The 12445-nt window shown below is 69.3% G+C and carries 9 protein-coding genes; 7 read left to right on the top strand and 2 right to left on the bottom strand.

Going from position 1 to position 12445, the window contains the following annotated elements; all coding sequences use genetic code 11:
• Positions 1 to 101: 101 nt before the first annotated feature.
• Positions 102 to 1568 (bottom strand): CCA tRNA nucleotidyltransferase, encoded by a 1467-nt coding sequence (locus ACWGIS_RS13395; RefSeq protein ID WP_453362516.1) that lies wholly within the window; start codon positions 1566 to 1568, stop codon positions 102 to 104.
• A gap of 235 nt (positions 1569 to 1803) precedes the next feature.
• On the opposite strand from ACWGIS_RS13395, the gene ACWGIS_RS13390 reads away from it, so the two are divergent.
• From ACWGIS_RS13390 to trxA, 7 genes are all read left to right on the top strand, one after another.
• Positions 1804 to 4233, top strand: a complete 2430-nt coding sequence (locus ACWGIS_RS13390; protein WP_453362515.1) for a DUF6049 family protein — start codon at positions 1804 to 1806, stop codon at positions 4231 to 4233.
• Positions 4234 to 4279: 46 nt separating this feature from the next.
• On the top strand, positions 4280 to 6502 hold the full coding sequence (gene murJ, locus ACWGIS_RS13385) for a murein biosynthesis integral membrane protein MurJ (RefSeq protein ID WP_453362514.1): 2223 nt from the start codon (positions 4280 to 4282) through the stop codon (positions 6500 to 6502).
• Between the two features lie 118 nt (positions 6503 to 6620).
• The gene (locus tag ACWGIS_RS13380) at positions 6621 to 8336 is read left to right on the top strand and encodes a protein kinase family protein (protein ID WP_453362513.1); all 1716 of its coding nucleotides are present in this window, start codon (positions 6621 to 6623) and stop codon (positions 8334 to 8336) included.
• Between the two features lie 28 nt (positions 8337 to 8364).
• Positions 8365 to 9078: an RNA polymerase sigma factor SigM gene (sigM, locus tag ACWGIS_RS13375; RefSeq protein ID WP_453362512.1), complete on the top strand. Its 714-nt coding sequence runs from the start codon at positions 8365 to 8367 to the stop codon at positions 9076 to 9078.
• The gene (locus ACWGIS_RS13370; protein ID WP_453362511.1) at positions 9075 to 10019 is read left to right on the top strand and encodes an anti-sigma factor family protein; all 945 of its coding nucleotides are present in this window, start codon (positions 9075 to 9077) and stop codon (positions 10017 to 10019) included. Before sigM ends, ACWGIS_RS13370 begins: the two co-directional genes overlap by 4 nt.
• Before the next feature lie 228 nt (positions 10020 to 10247).
• Positions 10248 to 11219, top strand: a complete 972-nt coding sequence (trxB, locus tag ACWGIS_RS13365) for a thioredoxin-disulfide reductase (RefSeq protein WP_355780484.1) — start codon at positions 10248 to 10250, stop codon at positions 11217 to 11219.
• A 42-nt stretch (positions 11220 to 11261) separates the two neighbouring features.
• Complete coding sequence (gene trxA / locus ACWGIS_RS13360) at positions 11262 to 11594, top strand: thioredoxin (RefSeq protein WP_007383275.1); 333 nt, start codon at positions 11262 to 11264, stop codon at positions 11592 to 11594.
• A 105-nt stretch (positions 11595 to 11699) separates the two neighbouring features.
• Here the strand turns inward: trxA and ACWGIS_RS13355 are convergent, their stop codons facing one another.
• Positions 11700 to 12317, bottom strand: coding sequence for a GNAT family N-acetyltransferase (locus tag ACWGIS_RS13355; protein ID WP_453362510.1), 618 nt, complete (start codon positions 12315 to 12317; stop codon positions 11700 to 11702).
• Positions 12318 to 12445: the final 128 nt, after the last annotated feature.

Genomic DNA, 12445 nt, shown 5'->3' with positions numbered 1-12445 from the left:
CATCCGCCGTGGGGCGGTGTTTCACGTGAAACACCGCCCCTCGGCGTATCCGCGTCATGTTTCACGTGAAACATGACCTCGTTCTCAGGTTGGCACGGACCTCAGTCCTGCGCGGCCCACCACTCCTTGAGCGCCGCCACCGCCGCGTCGTGCTCCATCGGGCCGTTCTCCAGCCGCAGCTCCAACAGGAACTTGTACGCCTGGCCGATCGCGGGTCCCGGCTTGATGCCGAGAATCTCCATGATCTGGTTTCCGTCGAGGTCAGGCCGGATGGAGTCCAGCTCCTCCTGCTCCTGGAGCTGGGTGATGCGCTCCTCCAGGCCGTCGTACGCACGCGAGAGAGCGGTGGCCTTGCGCTTGTTGCGCGTGGTGCAGTCGGACCTGGTCAGCTTGTGCAGGCGGCTGAGCAGCGGACCGGCGTCGCGCACATAGCGCCGGACCGCGGAATCCGTCCATTCCCCTGTGCCGTACCCGTGGAAGCGGAGATGGAGCTCGACCAGGCGCGAGACGTCCTTCACCAGCTCGTTGGAGTACTTGAGCGCCGTCATCCGCTTCTTGGTCATCTTGGCGCCCACCACCTCGTGGTGGTGGAAGGAGACCCGTCCGTCCTTCTCGAAGCGACGCGTCCTGGGCTTACCGATGTCGTGCAACAACGCCGCGAGCCGGAGGACGAGGTCGGGGCCGTCTTCCTCCAGCGCCATCGCCTGTTCCAGGACGATCAGAGTGTGCTCGTAGACGTCCTTGTGCCGGTGGTGCTCGTCGCGCTCCAGACGCAGCGCCGGAAGCTCGGGCAGCACATGGTCGGCGAGCCCGGTCTCTACGAGCAGCGTCAGCCCCTTGCGCGGCTGGGCAGCAAGGATCAGCTTGTTGAGCTCGTCCCGCACGCGCTCCGCCGACACGATCTCGATGCGCCCGGCCATGTCCTTCATCGCCGCGACGACGTCCGGGGCGACCTCGAAGTCGAGCTGCGCCGCGAAGCGGGCGGCGCGCATCATCCGGAGCGGATCGTCGGAGAAGGACTCCTCCGCGGTGCCGGGCGTGCGCAGGACACGCGCCGCGAGGTCGTCCAGGCCCCCGTGCGGATCGATGAACTCCTTCTCCGGCAGGGCGACGGCCATCGCGTTGACGGTGAAGTCCCGACGGACCAGGTCCTGCTCGATCGAGTCGCCGTAGGAGACCTCGGGCTTGCGCGAGGTCCGGTCGTACGCCTCCGAGCGGTACGTCGTGACCTCGATCTGGAAGGACTGCTCCACGTCGCCGACGCGCGCGTCCTTCTGGGCCCCCACGGTGCCGAACGCGATCCCGACCTCCCACACGGCGTCCGCCCACGGTCGCACGATCTTCAGCACGTCCTCGGGGCGGGCGTCGGTCGTGAAGTCCAGGTCGTTGCCGAGCCGGCCGAGGAGCGCGTCCCGGACCGAGCCGCCGACCAGGGCGAGCGAGAAGCCCGCCTCCTGAAAACGGCGGGCGAGGTCGTCGGCGACAGGGGACACCCGCAGCAGTTCACTCACCGCGCGGCGCTGCACCTGGCTCAGGGCACTGGGGTTCTCTTCGTTGGCGTTCGGCACAACGCAAAAGGGTACGTGGCCCGCACCACCGCGGTCGCCTCCATTGAACGTGCACACACGCCTGGACCGGAGCAGCCCGGGACGCCGCCTCCGATACACGCATATAGAGGGCAGGTCGGCCGCCTCCCCCTGATCTTGTGGAGCAGACCGCGGCACTTCCCCTCCGCGCACATCGTTACCATGCGTGGACGCACATTCCGACGACCACTGACGAAGACGAGGGACGGGCGAGCGCGTGGCCGAGGCGGCAGACTTCCAGGGGACGAGTCCCTCACCTGCCCGCCGCTGGATGCGGCGCACCGGGGCCCTGCTCGCGGGTGTGCCCCTGATGGCCGGCCTGCTCCAGCTGCCCGCCTCCCCGGCCGCTCACGCCTCCCAGCAGGCCGCTCCGGCCGACGCGGCGTCCGGCGGCGTCGACGTCTCCCTGGACTCACTGAGCCCCAGCGCCCCCACCGACGGCGACACCCTCACCGTCTCGGGCACGGTCACCAACAAGAGCAAGCAGACGGTCACGGACGCCCGCGTGGACCTACGGCTGGGCCCCACCCTGAACAGCCGCACGGCCATCGACACTGTGAGCAAGCGCACCCGGTACCAGCCGGGCTTCGACGGGGCTCCGGTCGGCGAGAAGTACGCCGAGGAGTTCCCGAAGCTCGCTTCCGGCATCTCGCAGCACTTCACCATCTCGGTGCCGGTCAAGAACCTGGATCTCGGTGACGACGGCGTCTACCAGCTCGGTGTCTCGCTGTCCGGCCGGTCCGCGGCCCAGCCGTACGAGCAGGTACTCGGCATCCAGCGCACGTTCCTGCCCTGGCAGCCGGAGAGTCCCGACACCAAGACGAAGACGACGTATCTCTGGCCCTTGATCTCCGGCGTCCACCTCACGGCGGAGACGGGGTCCAACGAGGCGCAGACGCCGGTCTTCCAGAACGACGACCTGGCCAAGGAGATCGCCCCCGGCGGCCGGCTGGACCAGATGCTGTCCCTGGGCAGCAAGCTCGACGTCACCTGGGTGGTCGACCCGGACCTGCTCGCGTCGGTGGACGCGATGAGGGACAGCTACCGGATCCAGGGCGAAGGCGACACCACGATCGCGGGCAAGAACCAGTCGGTCGCCAACGCCTGGCTCGACAAGCTGGAGAAGACGGTCGAGGACAAGGAGGTCGTCGCTCTCCCCTTCGCCGACCCCGACCTGGCGTCGCTCGCCCACAACGGCAGGACCGTCACCGGATCCCTGAGCCGTCTCAAGGACGCCACCGACGTGGCCTCGGACACCGTCAAGACGATCCTGCACGTGACGCCGAACACCGACTTCGCCTGGCCCGTCGAGGGCGCGATCGATCCGTCGATCGTCAAGGTGGCCACCTCCGCCGGTGCCGACAAGGTGCTGGCCCGCAGTGACAGCCTGCGGGAGACCAGCGGCCTCTCCTACACCCCGAACGCGGCCCGGCCCATCGGCGGAGGCACCACGGCGGTGGTCGCGGACGCGCGCATGTCCACGGCGTTCCAGGGCGACATGAGCAAGGCGGACAACTCGACGCGCGCCGTCCAGGCGTTCCTCGCCCAGAGCCTGATGACCAACCTGCAGCAGCCAGACAAGCAGCGCAGCATCGTGGTCGCGCCGCAGCGGATGCCCTCGGGCAGCCAGGCGCAGACGATGGCCCAGGCACTGACGGCGCTGCAGGACGGGAACTGGTCGCAGTCCCAGGACCTGACCGCCGCCGCCAAGGCCAAGCCGGACCCGAACGCCACGAGCCGGGTTCCGTCCGCCTCCTCCTACCCCTCCTCCCTGCGCAACGCGCGGCAGGAGCTGCCGCGCTCGGCCTTCGAGGACATCGAGGAGATCCAGCGCGAGCTCGACAGCTTCCAGGTGATCCTCATCGACCCCTCCCGGGTGGTCACTCCCTTCGGGCGGGCCATGGACCGGGGCACCTCCACCTCCTGGCGGGGCCACGCCGTGCAGGCGTCGGCCTTCCGCACCGGGGTGAAGTCGTACCTCGAGGTACTCACCGACCAGGTCAGGCTGATCGACAAGTCCGAGACCAAACTCTCGGGCCGCAGCGCCACGATCCCGGTGACCGTGCAGAACAACCTGGTCCAGGGAGTCGACAACCTCACCCTCCGCCTCACGTCGCAGCAGCCGACCCGCCTGAAGATCGGCGACGGCCCCTTCGACGAGCAGTCCGTCGGTGTCTCCGGCGGCCACAGCCAGTCGGTGAAGTTCATCACCAACGCCAACGCCAACGGCCCGGTCCGGGTGGTCGCCCAGCTCTACACGGAGGACGGCCAGGCGTACGGGGACCCCGTCACCTTCGACGTGGACGTCAACGAGATCACGCCCACCGTGATGCTGGTCATCGCCGGAGGCGTGCTGCTCCTCGTCCTCGCCGGCTTCCGGATGTACACGCAGCGCAAGCGCGCGGTGGCCCGGCAGGCGGAGGAGGAGCGGGAGCAGGACGGAGCCGAGGACGAGGGTCTGAACACGGACGCCGACGGCACCGTAGAGACTGAGGACACCGGCGGCACGGACTCCCAGGACGGCCCCGCGGGGGAGTCCGGCACGGAGTCCGGGGCAGGCGGCCCGGAGCACCCGAGTGACCCGACACCGGACACCGCACCGGAAAGCACCGACCCGTCCGGCACGGGTGAGAGAGTGGACCGTTGAGCGATGTCGTGGCCGGTGGGCCCGGGGACGATGAGGTGGGGTAACCATGAACGCGCCGTACGACGGTGACCGCGGTCAGGGCGCGGGCGACTCGGGCTACCCCGAGGGTCCGCCGCCCGAGCCCGGCCAGACGCCACCGGGGCCCCCCGCGGACATGTACTTCCAGGACGCCTACGACCAGGATCCGTACCGAGGGCAGGATCTCTCGGCCCAGGACCCGGTCTCCGAGGCGCTCTACGACCGCGCCGCGCACCCGCCGCCTCCCCCGGGCATGTACCAGCCCCAGCAGCCGCTCTACGCCCAGCCCCAGCCACAGCAGTACGCACCCGACCCGCGCGTGTGGGCCCAGACGCCCCCGCCCGAACCCGCCGGCCCGACGCGGCACCTGCCCTACGGCGAGGACCCGCGTACGACCCAGTTCGTCGGCGTCGACGACCTCGTCACGCAGGCCGGTGAGGAGCGTCACGAGCCGGACGCCTTCGCCCACCTGTTCCGGGACCAGCAGCAGGACGGCACGCGCGCTCAGTTCGAGACCGCGGCTGTGCCGGGCCAGTCGCCCGCGCCCTCCCCGCACCAGGTCCCGGACGGGCCCGCCGCGACTCCTGCCGCCTCACACGCGGCTCCCGCACCGAAGAAGGGCGGCCGTGCCTCGGGACTGCTGAAGTCGAGTGCGGTGATGGCGGCCGGCACGATGGTGTCGCGGCTCACCGGCTTCATCCGCTCCGCGCTCATCGTCTCGGCGCTGGGCGTCGGCCTGCTCGGCGACACCTTCCAGATCGCCTACCAGCTGCCGACGATGATCTACATCCTGACCGTCGGCGGCGGCCTGAACTCCGTCTTCGTACCGCAGCTCGTCCGCGCGATGAAGGACGACGAGGACGGCGGCGAGGCATACGCCAACCGGCTGCTGACCCTCGTCATGGTCGTCCTCGGGGCGCTGACCGTACTCGCGGTCCTCGGCGCGCCGCTGCTGGTGCGCATGCTGTCGGCCGGGATCGCCGGCAACCCGGCGGCCAACGACGTGGCCGTCACCTTCACCCGCTACTTCCTGCCCACGATCTTCTTCATGGGCGTGCACGTGGTGATGGGACAGATCCTCAACGCGCGCGGCAAGTTCGGCGCGATGATGTGGACACCCGTCCTCAACAACATCGTCATCATCGTCACCCTGGGCCTGTTCATCTGGGTGTACGGCTCCGCGGCGAACTCCGGCATGAAGGTCACGAGCATCCCGCCGGAAGGCGAGAAGCTCCTGGGCATCGGCATTCTGCTCGGTCTCGTCGTGCAGGCCCTCGCGATGATCCCGTACCTGCGCGAGACCGGTTTCCGGCTGCGGCTGCGGTTCGACTGGAAGGGCCACGGCCTCGGCAAGGCGGCGATGCTCGCCAAGTGGACCGTGCTCTTCGTCCTCGCCAACCAGGCGGGCGCCATCGTGGTCTCCCAGCTCTCCACGGCCGCGGGCAAGTCCTCGCCCGTCGACGGCACCGGCTTCGCCGCCTACGCCAACGCCCAGCTCATCTGGGGTCTGCCCCAGGCCATCATCACGGTGTCGCTGATGGCCGCCCTGCTGCCGCGGCTCTCACGCTCGGCCAACGAGGGCGACACCGGCGCGGTCCGCGACGACATCTCCCAGGGCCTGCGCACCACGGCTGTCGCGATCGTGCCCATCTCCTTCGGATTCGTGGCCCTCGGCATCCCCATGTGCACCCTGATCTTCGGTTCCTCCGGAACCGGCGAGGCCACCAACATGGGGTACATGCTGATGGCCTTCGGCCTAGGCCTGATCCCCTACTCCGTGCAGTACGTCGTGCTCCGTGCCTTCTACGCCTACGAGGACACCCGGACGCCCTTCTACAACACGGTGATCGTGGCGGCGGTCAACGCCGGAGCGTCCGCGCTCTGCTTCTTCCTCCTGCCCTCCCGCTGGGCCGTGGTGGGCATGGCCGCCTCGTACGGGCTCGCCTACGCGATCGGCGTCGGCATCGCCTGGAACCGGCTGCGCAGGCGCCTGGGCGGCGACCTGGACGGCGCCCGCGTGCTGCGCACCTACGCGCGGCTGGCCATCGCGGCGATCCCGGCCGCCCTCCTCAGCGGCGCCGCCTGCTACGGCATCAGCAAGACGCTGGGGCAGAGTGTCGGCGGCTCGTTCCTCGCCCTGATCGGCGGCGGTGCCATTCTGCTGGGAGTCTTCTACGTCGCCGCGCGCAAGATGCGCATCGAAGAGCTCAACTCCATGGTCGGCATGGTCCGCGGGCGCCTGGGGCGATGACGCGGGGGTAAGCGCACAACCATCGTTCGCTGCTGTGTGTCGTGCATAGCGCCGGACTGTGGGCACAATTGGTTTCTGCGTCGGACAGCGCGCAACGGATGGGGAGGCAGGAACGACGGTGGCGGAACGGAGCACGGCTGCCGTCGACGTGGCAGACAACAGCGGTGATGAGCCGCTGACCGCGAAGGCGGACCAGTCCACGGCCGACGGGGTGGCCCAGAACCTGGAGCGGGACACGGAGAGCGACAAGGCACAGGGGAGCGGCGGGACCGAGAGTCCCGGGAAAGTCTCACCGCCTGAACTGCACAGCGGTCACAAGCTCGCCAGACGCTACCGTCTCGAGGAGTGCGTCACTCGTCTGGACGGTTTCAGCAGCTGGCGTGCGGTGGACGAGAAGCTCCGCCGCGCCGTCGGCGTGCATCTGCTGCCGGCCGACCACACCCGGGCCCGCTCGGTCCTGGCCGCGGCCCGGTCCTCCGCACTGCTCGGTGACCCCCGTTTCGTCCAGGTCCTCGACGCCGTCGAGGAGAACGACCTCGTCTACGTCGTGCACGAGTGGCTCCCCGACGCCACGGAGCTGACGACGCTCCTCGCCTCGGGCCCGCTGGAGGTGCACGACGCCTACCAGATGGTCACCCAGGTCTCCCAGGCGATGGCCGCCGCACACCGCGAGGGCCTCGCCCACCTCCGGCTGACCCCGGGAGCCGTCCTGCGCTCCTCGTCGGGCCAGTGGCGCATCCGCGGCCTCGCGGTCAACGCGGCGCTGCGAGGCATCAGCTCCGAGACCCCGCAGCGCACGGACACCGAGGCCATCGGCGCACTGCTGTACGCGGCGCTCACCCAGCGCTGGCCGTACGAGAACGACGCGTACGGTCTGTCCGGGCTGCCCAAGGGTGTCGGCCTGATCGCCCCCGACCAGGTCCGGGCGGGAGTCCACCGGGGCCTGTCGGAGCTGGCGATGCGTGCGCTCGTCAACGAGGGTGCGACCGCCTCGCGCCAGGATCCGCCGTGCACGACGCCGGAGGAACTGGTGAGGGCGATCGGCGAGATGCCCCGCATCCGCCCGCCGGAGCCCGCGTTCACCGCCCCGCCCGAGTACCAGCGCACCACGTACCAACAGGGCACGTACGGCCGTCAGACGCCGCATCCGGGTGGCGCGCAGCCCGTCGCGCCCCCTCCGCCCCCGCTGCAGAGCCGTACCGGCAAGGCACTCAAGTGGGCTGTCTCCGCCCTGCTCATCGCGGCGCTGGGTCTCGGCAGCTGGCAGCTGGCGGACGCCCTGATGGACCGTGGCAAGAGCGACGAGACCAACAAGACGCAGACCACGGACGGCAACGACAAGAACAGCGACCAGCACAAGCCGGTCAGGCCGATCGCGATCACGGGCGCCCAGGAGTACTTCCCTGACGGCAAGTCACAGCACCCCGCCGACGTCGGCCTGACCTACGACGGCAACAGCTCGACGTACTGGCGCACGTACTCCTACAACGACGGTCCGGTGCTCGCGCCCTTCAAGCAGGGTGTGGGCATCGTCTACGATCTCGGGTCCCGGCGCAGCCTCTCGGCGGCCTCGATAGGGCTGAACTACGGCGGCGACCACACGACGATCTCGTTGTACGCGGCGGACTCGCTCTCCTCGTCCACCTCGCTCGACTCCATGAAGAAGATCGCCTCGGCGACGACCTCGGGCCGACAGCTCAAGATCTCCGCGGACAAGGCGGTGAAGACGCGCTACGTCCTGGTGTGGATCACCGCGGCGCCCTACGCCGGCAAGGACGAGTTCAGTGGTGCCGGCTACAAGCAGGCCATAACGGATGTGAAGTTCACCGGCTGACAGCCCGCCGACGAAGGGGAGGGGTCCGGTGGCCGACGACGGCTCATACGACGACGCGAGTGACCAGGACCTCCTGGCCCGCCATGTCGCGGGTGATCCCGAGGCCTTCGGTGAACTCGTACGGCGACACCGCGACCGTCTGTGGGCCGTGGCACTGCGGACACTGGGAGACCGCGAGGAGGCCGCTGACGCGGTCCAGGACGCACTGGTCTCCGCCTACCGGGCAGCCCACACCTTCCGCGGCCAGTCGGCCGTCACCACCTGGTTGCACCGCATCACCGTCAACGCCTGTCTGGACCGCGCCCGAAAGGCCGCGTCCAGGAAGACCTCGCCGGTCGACGACACCGAGCGGCTCGAACAGCTCCTGGAACCGCACGAGTCGGCATCCGCTCCCGCCGAGCGCAACGACCTCCACCGCGAACTCGTCGAGGCGCTGGGCACCCTCCCGCCCGACCAGCGGGCCGCCCTCGTCCTGGTGGACATGCAGGGCTATCCCGTGGCCGAGGCCGCCCGTGTCCTGGACGTACCGACGGGCACGGTGAAGAGCCGCTGTTCCCGTGGCAGAGCCAGACTGCTGCCCTTGCTCACCCATCTCCGTACGAGCGGAAGTGACACGGACGGAGAGAAGTCGGCCGAGGGAAGGAACCGGACGCAGGGGACGTCCGTCCCACCGGCAGCGGGACCACAGGGAGCGGAACCAAGCGATTCGACCGCGGTGAAGGGCGGAGGTGGGCGAGGGTGACATCCACGACCGGCACGGCCGGACATCCGGACGTGACAGAGCTCTCCGATCTCACCGAAGGTCTCCTCCCCCCGGCTCGCAGCGCGGACATCCGACGGCACCTGGACGACTGCTCCCTGTGCGCCGACGTCCACGCCTCTCTGGAGGAGATCCGAGCGCTCCTGGGCACGCTGCCCGGCCCGTCTCGTATGCCTGTCGACGTGGCGGAGCGCATCGACGCCGCACTCGCCGCAGAAGCCCTTCTGAGCGCCACGACACCAGAGCCGGAACCCGCGACGCCCACTGATGAGCGGGCCGCATCGGCCCAGCCGGATGCCGACGGCTCCCCTGTTTCACGTGAAACATCGTCCGCCTCGGCAGGAAACCGCCCCGCCGGACACTCCCGGGCCACCACCGGACCGGGTCGGGGCCCCCGGCTGCGCCGGGGCCGCCGCGGCACCATCGCGCTCGGTGCCGTCTTCACGGCTGCCGTGCTGGGGCTCGGAACCCTCCTCGTCCAGTCGCTGACCGACGACAACCCCGGCGACACGCCTGCCACCTCGGCACAGCGGCACACCGACGAAGCGCACACCTTCGCTGACGCCAAGCTAAAAAAGCAGGTCGCGGATCTGCTCGCTGCGGAGACGAGCCCCGGTACCGGCAGCAAAAAGCCGTGGGGCGCCGCGTCCGACACCTCAGGGTCCGGAAGCAACGAGCCGAAGACCCTTCAGGAGACCGGCGTCCCGGTTCCCGAGTGCATCCAGCAGGGCGTCAACCGCGGGGACACCGTGCTCGCCGCGTCCGAGGGCGTCTACAAGGGGACGAGTGCGTACCTGGTCGTCCTGCCGCACGCCACGGACCCCTCTCGCGTCACGGCCTATGTCGTCGACGCCACCTGCGTGGACCAGGCGTCGACGGCCAAAGGCAAGGTGCTGGTGACGCGCTCCTACGCCCGGCCCTGAGCGTCCCGGTGTCCGGCGGACCCGACGCCGACGCGTGTCCGAGCCGCGGCCCGATGCGGGTAGCCCTCGACATGCGGCATCCGCCGCACCCCCGTACCCTGTGCCGACCCCGTGTGCCCGGACACACTGGGAATGCAAGGCCCTTAGGATCCGTTGGGTCGGGTGAGAGTTCATAGCGAGGCTCCCACCGGCAGTACGCAGCAGTCTCCAGAGACGAGGAATCAAGCCGTGAGCGACGTCCGTAACGTGATCATCATCGGCTCCGGGCCCGCCGGCTACACGGCGGCGCTCTACACCGCGCGCGCGTCGCTGAAGCCGCTGGTGTTCGAGGGCGCCGTCACAGCCGGCGGTGCCCTGATGAACACCACCGAGGTGGAGAACTTCCCCGGCTTCCAGGACGGGATCATGGGCCCCGAGCTCATGGACAACATGCGTGCCCAGGCCGAGCGCTTCGGCGCCGAGCTCGTTCCGGACGATGTCGTCGCCGTCGACCTGACCGGCGAGATCAAGACGGTCACCGACACCGCCGGCACGGTCCACCGTGCGAAGGCCGTCATCATCACCACGGGCTCGCAGCACCGCAAGCTCGGTCTGCCCAACGAGGACGCCCTCTCCGGACGCGGCGTCTCCTGGTGCGCGACCTGTGACGGCTTCTTCTTCAAGGACCAGGACATCGCCGTGATCGGCGGCGGTGACACCGCCATGGAGGAGGCCACCTTCCTCTCCCGCTTCGCCAAGTCGGTGACGATCGTCCACCGCCGGGACACCCTGCGCGCCTCCAAGGCCATGCAGGACCGCGCGTTCGCCGACCCGAAGATCAAGTTCATCTGGGACAGCGAGGTCGCCGAGATCGAGGGCGACCCCAAGCTCTCGGGTCTCAAGCTGCGCAACCTCCAGACCGGCGAAATCTCCGACCTGGCAGTGACCGGCCTGTTCATCGCGATCGGCCACGACCCGCGCACCGAACTCTTCAAGGGTCAGCTGGAGCTGGACGACGAGGGTTATCTGAAGGTCGCCGCTCCCTCGACCCGGACGAACCTGACCGGTGTCTTCGGCGCCGGCGACGTCGTCGACCACACGTACCGCCAGGCGATCACCGCTGCCGGCACCGGCTGTTCCGCCGCCCTCGACGCGGAGCGCTTCCTCGCCGCCCTTGCCGACGGCGAGGCCACCGCCGAGCCCGAGAAGACCACTGTCTGACCCCCGTCCGCCCCACCGCATCACCGAGTTAAGGAGCCCGCCGTGGCCGGCACCCTGAAGAATGTGACCGACGACTCCTTCGAGCAGGACGTCCTCAAGAGCGACAAGCCCGTCCTGGTGGACTTCTGGGCCGCCTGGTGCGGTCCCTGCCGCCAGATCGCGCCGTCGCTCGAGGCCATCGCCGCCGAGTACGGGGACAAGATCGAGATCGTCAAGCTGAACATCGACGAGAACCCGGGCACGGCCGCCAAGTACGGCGTCATGTCCATCCCCACCCTGAACGTCTACCAGGGTGGCGAGGTCGCCAAGACCATCGTCGGTGCGAAGCCGAAGGCCGCGATCGTGCGGGACCTCGAGGACTTCATCGCCGAGTAGTCGGTGACGCCGCCACGACGACGGCGATGTTTCACGTGAAACACGAATGGGCCAACCTCTCGGGGTTGGCCCATTCGCAGGTGCGGCCTCAGAGGGCTGCGCCGCTCACAGCGGTCGCAGCGCGGGTTCCTTCTGTACGGCTCCCAACAGCCGGTCGAGCGCCAGCTCCACGTCTTCCTTCCAGGAGAGCGTCGTACGCAGCTCCAGGCGCATCCTCGGGTACCGGGGATGCGGCCGTACCGTCTTGAAGCCGACAGCCAGCAGATGGTCGGCGGGCAACACGCAGGCCGGCTCCGCCCAGCGGGCGTCCCCGAAGGCCTCGATCGCCTTGAAGTTGCGGCGCAGCAAATCCTTGGCGACCGTCTGGACCATCACCCTGCCGAGCCCTTGTCCCTGATACGCGGGGAGGATGAAGGCCGTCATCAGCTGGACCGCGTCCGGTGAGACGGGGCTGGTCGGGAAGGCCGTGGAGCGGGGGACGTACGCGGGCGGCGCATACATCACGAAGCCGACCGGTTCATCGTCCACGTAGACGACCCGGCCGCACGATCCCCAGTCGAGCAGGACGGACGAAATCCAGGCTTCCTTCTCCAGTGCGGGAGTGCCCGCCTTTATCGCGGCTTCTCCGCTGACGGGGTCCAGTTCCCAGAAGACGCACGAACGGCAGCGCTGGGGGAGGTCCGGAAGGTTGTCCAGCGTGAGCGGTACGAGCCGACGCCCCATGAAGGCAGTTCCTCGCTTCCTTCGCCCGCTTCGCGGGCGGCTGTCAGAGCGCTCCGCTCCCTGAGCAGGCTGCCGACGAACCCGCCGACCGCTCCCAGACCCAGGCCGGCGGTCACCAGACCGGAACG

This window comes from Streptomyces sp. NPDC054842 (assembly GCF_053611025.1).
Note: the sequence above shows the minus strand (reverse complement) of the source record. Positions and strands in the feature narration are given on the sequence as shown.